A 15,752-nucleotide genomic window follows, 5' to 3' on the forward strand; every position below is an offset into this window, starting at 1 on the left:
CCCCGTCGCCTCACGGTCGCCCGAGGGGCCAGGCGACCCCCACCACCCGGTCACGCTGGGTGAGAAGAGCTCGCGACCGGGGTCCCGCCGGTCGCCGGGGACCGGAGAGCGCCGCGCGGGACCGGAGAGGGCCCGCGCGATCAGGACCGGCACGATCGGACCGGGGAGAGACCGTGCGGGATCGGAGCCGGGAGGGGCCTGTCACCTGCGGGCCGTACCGAACCCGGGCCATGGCAAGCCACGACGGGCCACGACGAGCCGGGCCGGGCCGGCGGGTCACCCGGCGCGCGACCGGGTGATCAGCCGTCCGCGCCGAAGGCCGCGAGGACGCGGTCGGCCGCCGCCGAGGGCGTCAGGAGGCCCTCGCGCACCTCGTCCTCCACCCCGGTGATGATCGCCGCGACCTCGGGGTTCTCGCGGAGCCGGGCGAGCAGCCGGTCGGTGATCAGTGCCCAGGTCCAGCGGACCTGCTGCAGCCGGCGGCGCTCGGCGAGCTCGCCGGAGACCTCAAGGGCGTCGCGGTGGGCGACGATCCGCTCCCAGAGCTCGTCCAGCCCGGTGCCGGTCAGCCCGCTGCAGGTGAGCACCGGGGGCGTCCGGTCCGCGCCCAGCAGGCGGAGCGCCCCGGCCAGCTCCCTGGCGGCCCTGCGCGCGTCCAGCTCGTGCGGGCTGCCCTCGGCGCCGTCGGCCTTGTTGATGGCGATCACGTCGGCGAGCTCCAGCACGCCCTTCTTGATGCCCTGGAGCTGGTCGCCGGTCCTGGCCAGGGTGAGCAGCAGGAAGGTGTCCACCATGTCGGCGACGGTCGTCTCGGACTGGCCGACGCCCACGGTCTCCACCAGTACGACGTCGTACCCGGCCGCCTCCACCACGACCATCGCCTCGCGGGTCGCGCGGGCGACGCCGCCCAGCGTGCCCGAGGTGGGCGAGGGGCGGATGAACGCGTCCGGGTCCGTCGCCAGGCGGGACATCCGGGTCTTGTCGCCCAGGATGCTCCCGCCGGTGCGCGTCGAGGACGGGTCCACGGCCAGCACCGCAACCCGGTGGCCCTTCCCGGTCAGCCGGGTGCCGAGGGCGTCGATGAAGGTGGACTTGCCGACGCCCGGCACGCCGGTGATGCCGACCCTGCGCGCCGCTCCGGCGCGCGGGGTCAGCTCGGCCAGCAGCCGCTGGGCCAGCTCCCGGTGGTCGGCCCGGGAGGACTCGACCAGCGTGATCGCGCGCCCGATCCAGGCCCTGGACCCCTCGGTCACGCCGCGGACGTAGTCGTCAAGCGTCCGCGTCATGGCCCAGCCGGGTGAGCAGGTCCGCCAGCAGCCCCCGGGCGGCGTCGGCGATCACGGTGCCGGGCGGGAAGATCGCGCTCGCGCCCGCCGCGCGCAGCGCCTCGAAGTCGCCCGGCGGGATGACCCCGCCGACCACGATCATGACGTCCTCGGCGCCCAGCCCGACCAGGGCCTCGCGCAGCGCCGGCACCAGCGTGAGGTGCCCGGCGGCCAGGGAGTTCACGCCGACCACGTGCACGTCGGCCTCGACGGCCTGGCGGGCGACCTCCTCGGGCGTCTGGAACAGCGGGCCGACGTCCACGTCGAAGCCGAGGTCGGCGAAGGCGGTGGCGATCACCTTCTGGCCCCGGTCGTGACCGTCCTGTCCCATCTTGGCCACCAGGATCCGGGGGCGGCGCCCCTGGAGGCGTTCGAAGTCGGCGCACGCGGCCCGTACCTCGTCCACGCCCGATCCCACCTCCTCGCGGTACACCCCGGTGATCGTACGGATCTGTGCCGCGTGCCGGCCGAAGACCCGCTCCAGCGCGTCGGAGATCTCCCCGACCGTGGCCATGGCGCGGGCCGCCTCGATGGAGAGCGCGAGCAGGTTCCCGTCGCCCTCGGCCCCCTTGCTCAGCGCCGCCAGCGCCTCCTCGACCCTGGCCGGGTCGCGCTCGGCGCGCAGCCGGCGCAGTTTTTCCACCTGCTCGGCGCGTACCGCGGTGTTGTCGACCTTGAGCACCTCGATGGGCTCGTCGGCGTCGGGCCGGTACCTGTTGACGCCGATGACCGGCTGGCGGCCGGAGTCGATGCGCGCCTGGGTGCGGGCGGCGGCCTCCTCGATGCGGAGCTTGGGCAGCCCGGCGTCGATCGCCCTGGCCATGCCCCCGGCGGCCTCGACCTCCTCGATGTGCGCCCAGGCCCGCCCGGCGAGCTCGTGGGTGAGCCGCTCGACGTAGTAGGAGCCGCCCCAGGGGTCGATGACCCGGCAGGTGCCCGACTCCTGCTGCAGCAGCAGCTGGGTGTTGCGGGCGATGCGGGCGGAGAAGTCGCCGGGCAGGGCCAGCGCCTCGTCCAGGGCGTTGGTGTGCAGCGACTGGGTGTGGCCCTGGGTGGCGGCCATCGCCTCGACGCAGGTGCGCACCACGTTGTTGTAGACGTCCTGGGCGGTCAGCGACCAGCCGGAGGTCTGGCTGTGCGTCCGCAGCGAGAGCGACTTGGGGTTCTTCGCGCCGAAGCCGGAGACGATCCGCGCCCACAGCAGCCGGGCCGCCCGGAGCTTGGCGACCTCCATGAAGAAGTTCATGCCGATGCACCAGAAGAACGACAGCCTCGGCGCGAACCGGTCGACGTCCAGGCCGGTCTCCACGCCGGCCCGCAGGTACTCCATGCCGTCGGCGAGGGTGTAGGCCAGCTCCAGGTCGCAGGTGGCCCCGGCCTCCTGGATGTGGTAGCCGGAGATCGAGATGGAGTTGAACTTCGGCATCCGCTCGCTGGTGTACGCGAAGATGTCGGAGATGATCCGCATCGACGGCGCCGGCGGGTAGATGTAGGTGTTGCGGACCATGAACTCCTTGAGGATGTCGTTCTGGATGGTCCCGGCCAGCTGCTCGGGCGCCACCCCCTGCTCCTCGGCGGCCACGACGTACAGCGCCAGGACCGGCAGCACCGCGCCGTTCATGGTCATCGACACGCTCATCCGGTCCAGCGGGATGCCGTCGAAGAGCTGCCGCATGTCGTAGATGGAGTCGATGGCCACGCCCGCCATGCCGACGTCGCCGGTCACCCGGGGATGGTCGGAGTCGTAGCCCCGGTGGGTGGCCAGGTCGAAGGCGACCGACAGGCCCTTCTGCCCGGCGGCCAGGTTGCGCCGGTAGAAGGCGTTGGACTCGGCCGCGGTGGAGAACCCGGCGTACTGCCGTACCGTCCAGGGCTGGTTGACGTACATCGTCGGGTACGGCCCGCGCAGGTACGGCGCGGCGCCGGGGTAGGTGTGCGGGAAGTCCAGGCCGTCGATGTCGGCGGCGGTGTAGAGCGGCTTGACGTCGATGCCCTCGGGCGTCTCCCACACCCCGTCCGGGGCGGGGGCCGGTTCCGGGGCGTCCGCGACGCCCGCGGCACCGGCGGCACCGACGGCCGGTCGCGGGCCGAGCTCGATCTCGGAGAAGTCGGGAATCACCGGGCCACCCCCAGGTCGTCGAATGTGGTGCGGAGCACGCCGAGCGCGTCGCACCCGGCGTACAGCCGGGAGTCCACGCCCTCGAACTCCCCCTTGCCCGCCAGCCAGATCCGCGTCGCGCCGGCCTTGCGCAGCGCGGCGGCCACCGCCTCGGCGTGCTCGGCGTACAGGCGGTCGCTGGAGCACAGGCACGCCACCGGGGTGCCCGCGGCGGTGAACGCGGCGGCGATCTCCTCGGGGTCGGTCGACGCGCCGCCGGGGACGGTGGCGATGCCGCCCGCCCGGAACAGGTTGGCCGCGAACGAGGCCCGCGCGGTGTGCGCGGCCGGCGGGCCGACGGTCGCGAGGAAGACCGCGGGCCGTTCCCGTCGCGCGTCGGCCAGGTCGCGCAGCGCCTCGTACTCCTGGGCGTAGTGCACGCTCTCCCACGGGTACGCGCCGGTGCCCTCGCCGGGCTCCCTCTCCGGCCGGGGCCGCCTGAGGACGGGCCGCTCGCCGAGGTCGGGGAACTCGCTGACGCCGGTGATCGGGTCGCGGCGCCGGGCGATGGCGGCCGAGCGCCGCTCCCAGGTGGCGGCCAGCCGGCCGGCGACCAGGCCGGAGGCGAGGGCGGCGGCCATCCCTCCGGCGCGCTCGATCTCCCGGAACCACTCCCAGGCCGCCTCCGCCAGGTCCTCGGTCAGCCGTTCGACGTAGAACGAGCCCCCGGCCGGGTCGACCACCCGGGCCACGCCCGCCTCCTCCACCAGCAGCGACTGGGTGTTGCGCGCGATCCGGCGGGAGAAGGCGTCGGGCAGGCCGAGCCGGGTGTCGAAGGGCTGCACGGTCACCGCGTCGGCGCCGCCGGTCCCGGCCGCGAAGCAGGCGAGCGTGGTACGGAGCATGTTCACCCACGGGTCGCGGGCGGTCATCATGGCCGATCCGGTCACCGCGTGCTGCCGTTGCGGCTCGCCCGGGACGCCGCACTCCTCGGCGACGCGTGCCCAGAGCCTGCGGGCGGCGCGGAGTTTCGCGACGGTGAGGAACTGGTCGGCGGTGGCGGCGTAGCGGAACTCCAGCTGGCCGAACGCCTCGCGGGCCTGCAGGCCCGCGCCGGTCAGGGTCCGCAGCGCGGCGACGCCGGCCGCGAGGGAGCAGCCGAGCTCCTCGGCGTCCCCGCCGCCCGCGTCGTGGTACGGCGTGGCGTCCACGACGACCGCCCGCAGGCCCGGGTGGTCGGCCACGCAGCGGCGGGCCAGCTCGGCCGCGGTCGCGGGGTCGGCCAGCGGGTCGGCGCCCAGGGTCCCGGTGAGGGCGGAAGCGCCGCCCCCGCCGCCCCGGGCGGCCGTCGCGAACAGCGCCTCGGCTGCCTCGCGGGTCCGCCCGCCCGCGTCCAGCGCGACCGAGATCAGGTCCAGGTGGACCCCCTTCAGGGCGGCGGGCAGGTCCCCGGGCTCCAGGGCGAGCCAGAGCGAGGTGACGCCGTTCTCCAGGTCGGTGAGGATCGCCTCGGGGTCGGGCGTCTCGTGGCGCTGGCGCACCTCCCAGCCGCCCCGGGCGCGCGAGCCCCGGATGTAGGGGGCCCGTCCGGGCAGGCCGGGGTCGGGCGGAAGGTCGGAGGCGTCGTAGAGCGGCGCGATCGTCACGCCGTCGTGGGTGGTGGAGGCCAGGGCCTCCTCCGGGGAGCCGGTCTCGACTCCGGACTTGCGCAGCACCCCGAGCGCCAGTTCCCGCCACCGCTCACGGGTGACCGATGGGAACTCGCCGGCCGATCGAGGGTCCTCAGGCGGCACCGTCATGCACCGGATACTAGGCGCAGCCCGGCCGCCGGCGCTCGCCGGGCCCGGGTCCGGAGCCGATCTTCGTGCGGCCCGCGGGTCAGCCGACCGGCTCCTCCCAGGAGGCGTTCCAGGTCACCCGGTCGACCGCCCCGGTGACCCGCAGCCCCTTCTCCTTCTGGAATCTGCGGCACACGTCCTCCGACGCCGGGCCGTACAGCCCGTCGACGTCGAGGTCCCAGCCGCGGTCGAGCATCTGCCGCTGCCAGGTGCGGACGTCCTCTCCGCGCATGACCGGCGGCTGGGTGAGGGTACGGCCGGGGAAGGAGGGGTGCGGCTCGGGCGGGGTGCCGGGGTCCGCGCCGGGACGGGGGGCGCCCCGCCTGACCCAGGAGTAGAGGGGTTCGCCGGGGCAGCTGGTCGAGTAGCCGTCGCGGTGGCCCTTGATCTCCTTGCCGGCGCCGCCCTTGTCCCTGAGGTACTCGACGGCGTCCAGGATGCCGTGCAGGATGCCGTCGTTGGGCCGGGTGAACCCCGAGGAGCCCACCAGGCCGAGCACGGCGTAGTGGGCGCTGTTGAGCCCGGCGCCGTTGGCGGCCGGCACGCGGTGCAGGCCGCGGCCCTCGAACACCTTCCGGTGCGGGCAGACCAGCATGGAGTAGCCCACGTCGATCCAGCCGTTGCCGTCCATGTGGTGGTTCTGGATGGACTTCACCATCGCGACGCACCGGGCGTGGTCCTTCACGATGTCCGGGCTGACCTGGCCCCCCGTGTAGTGGACCTTCACTCCCCTGGTGGAGTCGAGTCTGCTGTAGGAACCGCGCGGCGAGCGGGCGCCCCACTCGCGGCGGGTAACGAGATCGATGGCCAAGGAACGTCTCCACTGTCTGAGATATGTCGGCCCGTCGGAGCGTAATGGTTGACACGTGACCATATGGGCGGTTCGGTCAACGATCGTGGTCGCGTCGTGAGGTGAGTGCACTCCGGGGGCGTCGGGCAGCGAAACAGCCGTCCCCCTGACCATGGACGGTAGGTCTAAACCACCCCACGGATGGTGAAAACCCGTCGACCGGCGGGCGTTCCGCGAGGATCATTACCGCCATGTCCGTACTCAAGGAGGTCCACTTCACCCCGGAGCCCGGCCCGGGGGAACTGCCGATGAACGTCTGGCTCGACGACGGCGACTCGGCCGTGGACGTGATCGACGCGCTCGCGCTGTCGCCGTTCGCCACCGGCGCCCAGCCGTGGTCGTGCACCGCGAGCCTGGAGCGGGTCCGTACCGACGCCTCCCTCACCCCGGCCTCGGGGACGCTGGTGCGGGCGGCCTCGGAGAAGGACGGCCGCGAGTCGCGGCTGCTGCGCGGGGAGGGCTGGACGCTGCGTGTGATCCGCTACCGCAACCGCGCCGCCACGGTCAGCGTGACCGCGGTCGACGAGAAGCTGGCCCGCTCGGTGATCGAGGAGGTCACCAGGGACGCCGAGGAGCCCGCCCCGCAGAGCGACCACGTCGAGATGGGCTTCTGGTGGCAGGGCCCGCACGGCAGCCGCCGCTCGGAGAAGCCGATCACCGCCTCCCCCTGGGCGGAGGTCTCCGGCAACTACGCCGCCTCGGTGGGCGAGCCGCTCTCCCGGCTGATGTCGGTGACCCCCTCGGAGGTGCACGGACGGCTGGTGCTGCTGCACGGGCCGCCGGGGACCGGCAAGACGACGCTGCTGCGCACGCTCGCGCACGAGTGGCGGTCGTGGTGCCAGGTCGACTGCGTGCTGGACCCGGAGATGCTGTTCCACTCCCCCGGCTACCTGATGGAGGTGGCGGTCGGCATGGACGACGGCGACCACGAGGACGGTTCCGCCGACCGGTGGAGGCTCCTGGTGCTGGAGGACTGCGACGAGCTGATCAGGTCCGGCGCCAAGGACGCCGCCGGGCAGGGCCTGTCGCGGCTGCTCAACCTGACCGACGGGCTCCTCGGCCAGGGCCGCGACGTCCTGGTGGCGATCACCACCAACGAGCCCCTGGCCCACCTGCACCCCGCCGTCACCCGTCCGGGCCGCTGCCTCGCCCAGATCGAGGTCGGCCCCCTGCCGTACGAGGAGGCGGCCCGCTGGCTCGGCACCACCGAGGGGCTTCCCCGCTCCGGCGCCACCCTCGCCGAGCTGTTCGCGCTCCGTGACGGCGTGCTCGACCGCACCACCATCCCGGAGAGCACCGGCCTCTACCTCTGAGACCCGGGACGGGGCCCGGGATGTCCCGGGGACGCGTGCGGGGTCGCGGTCCCGGTGACGCACGGGGTGCCCGTGACACGGGTGACTCCCGTGGCTTCGGGCACCTCCCAACGTCCGTGGCGCGGCCGATGCCCCTGATGCCGGTGATGCCTTTGATACCCGTGATGCCCGGCAGGTCCGGGACGCATGGGTTCGGGGTCGCCGGGTATCGGCAGCGCATGCTCGATCTTCTGCCGGAGGAGTCCCTCAGGGAGTTCGTCAACCTGCTGGTCCGCCTCGTCGAGGCCGCCGGGGCCGCCGTGATCTTCGCGGGCGCGGCCATCGCGTTCGTGCGCTTCGTCGTGGTGGCCGTACGGCGGCACGATCACGGCTTCATCGCCGTCCGGCTGTTCCTGGGACGCTTCCTGGCACTCGGCCTGGAGTTCCAGCTGGCGAGCGACGTGCTGCGCACCGCGATCGCGCCGAGCTTCGCGCAGATCGGGCAGCTCGCCGCGATCGCCGCCATCCGTACCGCGCTGAACTTCTTCCTCAACCGGGAGATCGAGCGCGAGGGGCGCGCGGTGGAGGGCAAGGGGGACCAGGCCCGGCCGGGCGAGAAGAACTGATCCCGGACCGGCCCCGCCCGGGACGTCCCACGCATCCGGCGCGGCCGGCCGGTCCGGCGCGCCCGGCGACGCCCGGTCCGCTTTTCGGGCGGCGGCCGAACAATTCGGGGAACGCCGGTGGATTGATCCGCCGGGATGCTGGAACGGACCAATAGTCGTCATAGAGCGAACCACGCCCTTCGCGCTCGCCTTCCGCAATGCGAGACGCCCGGAATCGTCCCGCCCGCGCGACGGCTCTTGTCTTACCCGAGCGTGGCCGCGTCGCCTCCCAATGTGATCGACACGTCACGGGGGGCGTCTTCGAAGGCACCGATCGCACCGGCCGCAAACCCGCGGGAGGGCCGCTGCCATTCGGGAGCGAGACACATCATTTGTCCTCCGGGAAACCCGCGGCGCGTTCGGTTACGGACATCCGGACCGCGTGAATTATCCACCGGACGACCGGCCCGGGCCGCCCCCGCCCCTTCCCGGGCCCTCGCCCGGCCGGGTCCGCCCCGGCCGTCGCCCCGTGCCGTCCCGGGCCGGTCCCGCGCGGTCCGCGCCGTCACCCGAGCGGACCCGTATCACCCTCCGACCAGGGAAATCCTCCGGACCGGCGTGAGGACCGGCGGCCCGTACCGGCACGCCCGGACCGTGGCGCGCCGCACCGGCCCGGCGGCCCCGCGGAGCCGGGACCCGGGGTGGCGCGTCCATTTTTCAGGGCGACAAGGGTGAAAACCACCCTTAGGTAACGAAACTTCAAAAACCATCGCGGCCGTGCCCGAAAAACCGGACCGCGGGCGGGCCGCGGCGCCGTCATAGGCGTGTCAACGGGGCCGCCGGCGCCACGGTCGTTTTTAATCCCCTCCCGCAGGGAAGCATTTCACAATGACGTGAAGACCCGGAGTTCAGCCTCGGGTAATTGACCTGAGAGGGTGGATCTCCGGCGGACAGGGGTTTCCCGCGCGCGGCGGTGAAAGGAGGTACTAGAGTTTTGCGCGCGGGGAAGAGACGCGGGAACCATCGGTCGGCCGGGTTCGCAGCCGCACTCTGACGCCAACATTAAGGAGTGACACAATGGCACGTCAGCAAGTCGTCACGTTCACCGATGACATCACGGGGAAGCGCGCGGACGAGACGGTCTCGTTCGGTCTGGACGGCACCACCTATGAGATCGATCTGAGCTCGAAGAACGCCACCAAGCTGCGCGAGGCCCTCAAGCCCTTCCAGTCCGTCGCCCGCAAGGCGAGCACCTCCTCGGGGCGCAAGGGCAGGAGCAAGGGGACGGGTGGCAACCGTGAGCGGAGTGCCGAGATCCGGGCGTGGGCCAAGTCCCACGGGATAGAGGTCAGCGAGCGTGGCCGTATCGGAGGAAAGGTCGCCGAGGCCTTCGCCGCCGGTGACCCCAGCATGGCCAAGCCCGCGGCGAAGAAGACTCCGCAGGCCGCGCTCAGCGACTAGGACGGGCTCCCGGACCCTTCAGGGGTGACGGCGTCGTAGCCGGCCGGGAGTGCGCGAGGCAGTGAACGACGCGGCGACGAGGTGGTGACGGGACGACGGCGGGGGGTGCCTTCGGCCCCGGCCGCCGGTGATCGTCCGGACGCGCTCCGCCGGGTCCCCGGGGCCCTCACCGGGCAGGAGCCCGCCCGACGTCCGAGGGCGTCCTCACGCGTCCCCCGCGCCGCTTCCGCCCGCCCCCGGGCCGTCCGCCTCTCCCGTCACGAGGCGTCCGTCACCGGTTTCGATGTGTGTCCGCTCACGTATCGCCACTGGATTTCCCCAGAAAACAGGGCACTCCATATCACAATCCAGCCCACCCGTGGGCTTCCCCGCGCATGCCGGGCGCGGGCCGCCTGAAACTGGGGCATCATGGCTCACGTGCCGACTCTCATGTTCCCCTCCGTGACCGGCCGGTCCCGTGACGGGACGCCCCCACCCCTGACGCCGCCCGCCGGGCGACCGGGTGAGGCCGTCGTCCCGCCCCGCGCGAGCGCGTCCCCGGAACCGGCCCGCGGGTCCGCACGAGGGGACGGCGCGCGCCGGGAGCACCGGGATGCGTGAGGACGGCACCGGGCGGCACTCCCGGAACCCCGCTGCTCCTACGGTCCCCGGGGTCCCCGGGGAACCCCTCCACCGGGCCGGTGTCCCCGCGCCGGACCCCCGGGCCCCCCGGACGGGTCCGCCGCAGGCGCCGCCGAACGCGGCGACCGACCTCCGTACCGCCGATGTCCGTACAGCAGACGGCAAGGCCGGCGCAAGGGTCCCGGCCGACGATGGCCACGTGACGCGCGACGGAGGCGACCGGACGATGGGACCGACCACGGGCCCGGTGACGCCGGCCGCCGGCCGCCGGCTCGGCCTGATGGACCGCCTGCGCAAGGACCTGCGCAACCCGCTGTTCCTCCAGGGCTACGCCCTGATGATCAACACGGGGATCACCGCCGTCCTGGGACTGGGCTACTGGTTCCTCGCCACGCACCTGTACACCGCCACCGCCTTCGGCGAGGGTCAGGCCGTGATCAGCGCGATGCGGCTCTTCGCCTCCCTGACCGGCCTCGCCTTCGCGGGCGCCCTGGCCAGGTTCATCCCGGTGGCCGGCCGCCGCACCGCCGAGTTCGTGCTCCGGGGGTACGCGATCGCCGGTGCCACCGGGCTGGTGGCGGCGCTGGGGTTCCTGCTGACGCTGCCGATGTGGGGGGAGGTCTACACCCACCTGGGCGGGTTCGGGCCTGGGCTGTTCTTCCTCGCCTCGGTGCTCGTCTGGACCGTGTTCACCCTGCAGGACGTGACGCTGGCCGGGCTGCGCAAGGCCGTCTGGGTGCCGGTCAACAGCCTGGCGTTCGGGCTGGTGAAGATGGGCATGCTCGCCGCGCTGGCGGTCGCGCTGCCGCAGGGCGGGCTCTTCGGCGGGATCTTCGTCTCCTGGATCGTGCCGACCGCCATCGCGCTGGTGCCGATCAGCTGGTTCATCTTCGGCGTCATCATCCCCCGGCACGTCAAGGACACCGAGGTCAGCGCGGCCAACCCGCCGCGCCTGCGCGAGGTGGGGCGTTTCCTGGCCGGGGACTTCCCCGGCGCGTTCTCCATCCTGCTGATCCTCTACCTGGTCCCGGTGATCGTCGCGGGCTGGCTCGACGACGCCCCGACGTTCGGTTACTTCTCGATCGCCCACACGCTGGGCTCCATGATCGGGCTGCTGGCCGCGAACATGGCGGTCTCGCTGACCGTCGAGGGCTCCTTCAACGCCGCGCAGCTGGCCGAGAGCGTGCGCAACGCCCTCCGCCGCACCTTCCTGATCGTCGGCCCGGTCATCGCGGTGGTCGTGATCGGCGCGCCGCTGATCCTGAGCGTGTTCGGCCCGGGGTTCGCCGAGGCGGGCACGCCGCTGCTGCGCCTGATGGCGATCGCCGTGCTCCCCCAGACGGTGATCGAGATCTGCCTGAGCATGCTGCGCGCGCAGAGCCGGGCGCGCAGGCTGGCCCTCATCCAGATCGGGATGGCCGTTCTGGTGCTCACGTCCATCGTGCTGCTCTTCCCCCACTTCGGCATCGCCGCGGTGGGCTACGCGATGCTCGGCAGCCAGCTCCTGGTCGCCGTGCTGATCTTCCCTAACATCCGCAAGGTGATCAGTTACGGCACGACGTCGCAGGTGAGCGCCGACTAGCCTCACTCCGCCGCAGCTTGTGGTCAAGGTGCCGTACGTGATAGACGGTCTCCGGTGACTCCTGAGCACATTGTGGCGAAGCGGACAGATCGCCTCTGCCTTTCGCTTCCCTCCAACCGCCTGGGCCTGTATCTGGCCCTGCGGCATTGGTGCCGTCCCGGCCAGCGGCTACTGATGTCCCCCCTTTCGGCCGACGAGATCCTCTTCCTCGTGCTCGCCGCCGGGCTCCGCCCGGTCATCGCCCCCCTGTCGGTCGAGGACGGCAACATCGACGCCGACGCCGTCGACCTCGGCACCGTCGACGCGGTCCTGACCACCAACCTGTACGGCCTGCCGGACCGGGTGGCCGCGTTCGCGGGCAAGATCCTGATCGAGGACGTCGCGCACGCGATCGAGACGTCCGTGCACGGCAGGCCGCTGGGCACCTTCGGGGTAGCCGGGGTGTTCAGCCTGTCCAAGCACGCCGGGGCGGGCTCCGGCGGGGTGCTCGCGGTGGAGCACCCCGAGGACCTGCGCGCCCTGGAGCGCGAGCGTGACCGGCTGCTGCAGCCGGGTGTCTTCCGCAAGGAGATCCACAGCGTGCTGACCTCGGCGAGCCGCCACGCCGCGCTGCGCCTGAACATGGTCCGCCCCGCACTGCGGGCGATGCGCGCGCTCGGCATGGAGGAGGAGCGCGAGGGCTACCGGATCGCCCCTCGCCCGGTGGAACTGCTGCAGGCCCTGGAGTACGCGCCGCAGCTGCCCGCGTTCGACTCCTGGGTCCAGGCCGACCTGCACGACTACCGCACCAGGCGCGGCCACCTGGCCCGCTGGTACCAGTCCCGGCGGCTGCGGACGCTGCCGCGCCAGCGGTCGCGGCGGATCGCCGGCGTCTCGATGCTGGCCGCGCTGCCCACCGTGGCGCCCGCGGTCCACCGCCACCTGGACCAGCCGCTGTTCCGGGTGCCGCTGCTGGTCTCCGGCCGGGACGAGGCCATCGCCGAGCTGGAGCGGAACGGGGTCGCCACCGGCTACCTCTACGACCCGCCCTACGACGGCTACCTGCCCGAGTTCACCGATCCCTCGCCGTCGCCCGAGGTGGCGCGCTGGTGGGGACGGCACGTGCTGCCGATCGACCCGCTGTACGCCCGGCGCGCGATGGCCGTCGTCGAGCGGCTCACCCCGGCGGTCCCGCCGGTGCGCTCGGGGAGTCCTTCCACGCCCCCCGCCCCGGTGGTCTCGGACATCGCCTGAGGGGCTTTCGGCGTCACTCAGCGGCCGGGACCGATATCGCTATAGATTTGCCGCGTCGGGCGGCGGTCCGGGGAGCGCCGGGGGGCCGGTGCCTTCCCGGACCGGCCGTACCGGGCGGCGGTTCGGGGGAGACGCCATCGGGTCGGGGGTCGTGGACGGCTCACGCCCGCAGGCGGGCCCGTCCGGCGCGCGGCCGGGTCCTCTGGACCGTTCCGAGACCCCCAGCGCCTGAGCCCAGGCCTCGAGAAAGGACCTCCCCCCGTGAACGGTAGGTTGGCGCCCGGCGCCGGTGCGGCCGGTGATCGCCCTGGTGGGGGCGGGGGCGGCCGGTGAGGGTGAGCGTCGTCCGGCCCGGGGAACTGGGGCCGGTCGAGATCAAGACCTGGCGCGAGATGCAACGTTCCAGCGCGCACCTGGCCAACCCCTTCCTGAGTCCCGAGTTCACGATCGCGATGGGAGAGGTCTCCGCCGGGGCGCGGGTGGCGGTGATCACCGAGTCGGACGGGCCGGTCGGGTTCTTCCCGTTCGAGCGGCACGGCGGCCGGGTGGGCGCCGCCCTCGGCGGGTGGGTCTCGCTCTGCCAGGGGATCGTCCACCGGTCCGGCGCCGAGTTCGACGCGGACGCGCTGCTGCGGGCGTGCGGGCTGAGCGTGTGGGAGTTCGGCTGCCTGGTCGAGGGCCAGCGGTGGTTCCGGCCGTTCGAGACGCTCACGCAGCAGGCGGTGGTCCTGGAATTCGCCGACGGCTACCCGGCCTTCCTGGACGAGCTGCGCGGGCGTTCCCCGAAGTTCGTCAAGAGCACGCTGTACAAGGAGCGGAAGCTCGGCCGCGACGTGGGCGAGGTCACCTCCGAGTTCGCCGTGAGCGACCCGGAGGCGTTCCGGCTGCTGCGCGAGTGGAAGTCGGCCCAGTACCGGCGGATGGGACGCCCCGACCGCTTCGCCAGGCCGTGGGTCGTGGAGCTGGTTGAGCGCCTGCACGCCGTCGACACCCCGGAGTTCGCCGGGCCGCTCTCCATGCTGTACGTGGACGGCAGGCCCGTGGCGGGGCATTTCGGGCTGCGCACCGACACCGCGATGATCGGCTGGTTCCCCGCCTACGATCCCGAGTACGCCCGCTACTCCCCCGGTTTGATCCAGCACCTGCGCATGGTCGAGGCCGCCGCGGAGATCGGGGTGCGCTCGTTGGACCTCGGCATCAGCAACGGCTCGGAGTACAAGGACGCGCTGTGCAGCAGGACCGTTCCCGTCTCCGAGGGCATCGTGCGCCGCAGGTCGGCGGCCGCGGCGGCGCACTGGCTGCGCACCGAACCGGTCCGCCGGGCCCGGCGCCTCGTCCTGGACACCCCGGCGCTGTACGGCGTCGCCGACCGCGTCATGAAGCGGTACGGGCGGCTGCGCGGCGGGAGGGCCGGATGAGCGGGCCGGGAGCCGCGGGAGCCTCAGACACCGCAGGGCCCTCGGGTGGCGCAGGCGCCGCGGGCACCGCCGGTGCCGGGGACGGCCGCCGGGCGTTGGAGGCGGCCATGCGCGACCGGATCGGCCAGGAGTGCCTGCACGTGCCGTCGGCCAGGTTCGGGCTGCTGCTGGCGCTGCGGCACTGGTTCGGCCGCGGTGACCGGGTGCTGATCTCCCCGACGAACTGCGAGACCGTGCTGTTCACGGTGCTGGCCGCCGGGCTGGAGCCGGTGACGGCGCCGGTCTCCCACCGTGACGGCAACATCGACGTCCCCGCGGTGGACTGGACCGGCCTGGCCGGCGTGATCACCACGCACCTGTACGGCCTGCCCGACCGGGTGGCCGAGCTGCGGGCCGAGTGCGACCGGCGCGGCGTGGTGCTGCTGGACGACGCCGCGCACGCCATGCAGACGACCGTGGACGGCCGCCCCGCGGGCACGTTCGGCGAGGCCGGGGTGTTCAGCCTGGCCAAGCACGGGCGGTCGATGTCCGGGGGGTTCCTCACCGCGCGGGATCCGTCCGCGCTGGCCTCCCTGGCGCGTGCCAGGGAGGAGCTGCTGCTGCCCGGCGGGACCGGGGCCCAGCTGTCGGGGACGCTGCGGCCGGTGCTGCGCGAGACGATCTACCGCACCGGGCTGGTCCGGCCGATCTGGCACGCCCTCAAGGCGGCCGGGGTCATCACGTGGACGGGTCACCGCTGCCCGCCGCGCGAGGACGAGCTGCGGGCCGTTCTCGCCGCCGGCCCCGTCGACCTGGACGCCATGCGGTACTGGCTCCGGATCGACCTGGACGACTGGAGGATGCGCCAGGGTGCGCCGCTCCTGGGCTACCAGCGGTCCCGTTTCCGGGTGATCGACCGCGAGCGGGAGCGGCGGACGGCCGGGGTGGAGCTGCTGCGCGCCACCCCGTGGGCGGCCGAGGGCGTCCGGGAGACGGCGCCCCTGCCGCTGCTGCGGGTGCCGCTGCTGGTGGAGGACCGCGACGGGCTCGTGGCCCGGCTGGAGAGCCGGGGCGTGGTGCCCGGCTTCATCTACGACCCGCCGCTGGACGACTACCTGGACCTGGTGCCCGCGGGGCCGTCGCCGGAGGTGGCCCGGTGGTGGACCCGGCACGTGCTGCCCGTGGACCCGCTGCGCGCGGGCCGGATGGCCGGGCTGCTGACCGAGCTCGGCGCCCGCCCGGCTCCCCCGCCTCCCGCGCCCTGAACGGCTCCCTCCCGGGACGCCGGACGGCTCCCGGGCGGCTACCGGACGGCTTCAAGGGTGGCTCCCGGGTGGCTTCCGGACGGCTCCGGGTGGCTCAAGGGGGGTTTCGGCGAAACCGGGTGGAGCCCCGGGGCCACGAAGGCCCCGGGGCTCCACAGGTCTCGCCCTTCTCGCCCTGTCCCCGG

At 73.3% G+C, this 15,752-nt stretch carries 11 protein-coding genes; 7 read left to right on the top strand and 4 right to left on the bottom strand.

Features of this window, described 5'->3' with window-relative positions; all coding sequences use genetic code 11:
- Positions 1 to 299 precede the first annotated feature (299 nt).
- The 4 genes from meaB to ABD832_RS26620 all read right to left on the bottom strand — a co-directional run bounded on the left by meaB (position 300) and on the right by ABD832_RS26620 (position 6,072).
- Positions 300 to 1,286, bottom strand: a complete 987-nt coding sequence (gene meaB, locus ABD832_RS26605) for a methylmalonyl Co-A mutase-associated GTPase MeaB (RefSeq protein ID WP_344900157.1) — start codon at positions 1,284 to 1,286, stop codon at positions 300 to 302.
- On the bottom strand, positions 1,270 to 3,444 hold the full coding sequence (gene scpA / locus ABD832_RS26610) for a methylmalonyl-CoA mutase (protein WP_344900159.1): 2,175 nt from the start codon (positions 3,442 to 3,444) through the stop codon (positions 1,270 to 1,272). Before scpA ends, meaB begins: the two co-directional genes overlap by 17 nt.
- On the bottom strand, positions 3,441 to 5,222 hold the full coding sequence (locus ABD832_RS26615; RefSeq protein ID WP_344900161.1) for a methylmalonyl-CoA mutase family protein: 1,782 nt from the start codon (positions 5,220 to 5,222) through the stop codon (positions 3,441 to 3,443). The genes scpA and ABD832_RS26615 overlap by 4 nt, the downstream gene beginning before the upstream one ends.
- A gap of 79 nt (positions 5,223 to 5,301) precedes the next feature.
- The gene (locus tag ABD832_RS26620) at positions 5,302 to 6,072 is read right to left on the bottom strand and encodes a peptidoglycan recognition protein family protein (protein ID WP_344900163.1); all 771 of its coding nucleotides are present in this window, start codon (positions 6,070 to 6,072) and stop codon (positions 5,302 to 5,304) included.
- Between the two features lie 230 nt (positions 6,073 to 6,302).
- Here ABD832_RS26620 and ABD832_RS26625 point away from each other — a divergent pair, with 230 nt between their 5' ends.
- From ABD832_RS26625 to ABD832_RS26655, 7 genes are all read left to right on the top strand, one after another.
- The gene (locus ABD832_RS26625) at positions 6,303 to 7,424 is read left to right on the top strand and encodes a DUF5925 domain-containing protein (protein ID WP_344900165.1); all 1,122 of its coding nucleotides are present in this window, start codon (positions 6,303 to 6,305) and stop codon (positions 7,422 to 7,424) included.
- A 218-nt stretch (positions 7,425 to 7,642) separates the two neighbouring features.
- Positions 7,643 to 8,029, top strand: coding sequence for a DUF1622 domain-containing protein (locus tag ABD832_RS26630; RefSeq protein WP_344900167.1), 387 nt, complete (start codon positions 7,643 to 7,645; stop codon positions 8,027 to 8,029).
- Between the two features lie 1,056 nt (positions 8,030 to 9,085).
- Complete coding sequence (locus tag ABD832_RS26635) at positions 9,086 to 9,469, top strand: histone-like nucleoid-structuring protein Lsr2 (RefSeq protein ID WP_344900169.1); 384 nt, start codon at positions 9,086 to 9,088, stop codon at positions 9,467 to 9,469.
- 820 nt (positions 9,470 to 10,289) lie between these two features.
- On the top strand, positions 10,290 to 11,672 hold the full coding sequence (locus ABD832_RS26640; RefSeq protein ID WP_344900171.1) for a lipopolysaccharide biosynthesis protein: 1,383 nt from the start codon (positions 10,290 to 10,292) through the stop codon (positions 11,670 to 11,672).
- A 72-nt stretch (positions 11,673 to 11,744) separates the two neighbouring features.
- On the top strand, positions 11,745 to 12,905 hold the full coding sequence (locus tag ABD832_RS26645) for a DegT/DnrJ/EryC1/StrS family aminotransferase (RefSeq protein ID WP_344900173.1): 1,161 nt from the start codon (positions 11,745 to 11,747) through the stop codon (positions 12,903 to 12,905).
- A gap of 329 nt (positions 12,906 to 13,234) precedes the next feature.
- Positions 13,235 to 14,323, top strand: coding sequence for a GNAT family N-acetyltransferase (locus ABD832_RS26650; RefSeq protein ID WP_344900174.1), 1,089 nt, complete (start codon positions 13,235 to 13,237; stop codon positions 14,321 to 14,323).
- A complete protein-coding gene (locus ABD832_RS26655; protein WP_344900176.1) occupies positions 14,320 to 15,567 on the top strand; it encodes a DegT/DnrJ/EryC1/StrS family aminotransferase in 1,248 nt (415 codons plus the stop codon). The genes ABD832_RS26650 and ABD832_RS26655 overlap by 4 nt, the downstream gene beginning before the upstream one ends.
- Positions 15,568 to 15,752: the final 185 nt, after the last annotated feature.

The organism is Streptosporangium longisporum (assembly GCF_039534895.1).
GTDB lineage: Bacteria > Actinomycetota > Actinomycetes > Streptosporangiales > Streptosporangiaceae > Streptosporangium > Streptosporangium longisporum.

Excerpts from the sequence above, each read along its gene's own strand:
- ABD832_RS26655 (WP_344900176.1), top strand. The coding sequence starts at position 14,320 with ATGAGCGGGCCGGGAGCCGCGGGAGCCTCAGACACCGCAGGGCCCTCG.
- ABD832_RS26615 (WP_344900161.1), bottom strand. The coding sequence starts at position 5,222 with ATGACGGTGCCGCCTGAGGACCCTCGATCGGCCGGCGAGTTCCCATCG.
- meaB (WP_344900157.1), bottom strand. The coding sequence starts at position 1,286 with ATGACGCGGACGCTTGACGACTACGTCCGCGGCGTGACCGAGGGGTCC.
- ABD832_RS26630 (WP_344900167.1), top strand. The coding sequence starts at position 7,643 with ATGCTCGATCTTCTGCCGGAGGAGTCCCTCAGGGAGTTCGTCAACCTG.
- ABD832_RS26625 (WP_344900165.1), top strand. The coding sequence starts at position 6,303 with ATGTCCGTACTCAAGGAGGTCCACTTCACCCCGGAGCCCGGCCCGGGG.
- ABD832_RS26635 (WP_344900169.1), top strand. The coding sequence starts at position 9,086 with ATGGCACGTCAGCAAGTCGTCACGTTCACCGATGACATCACGGGGAAG.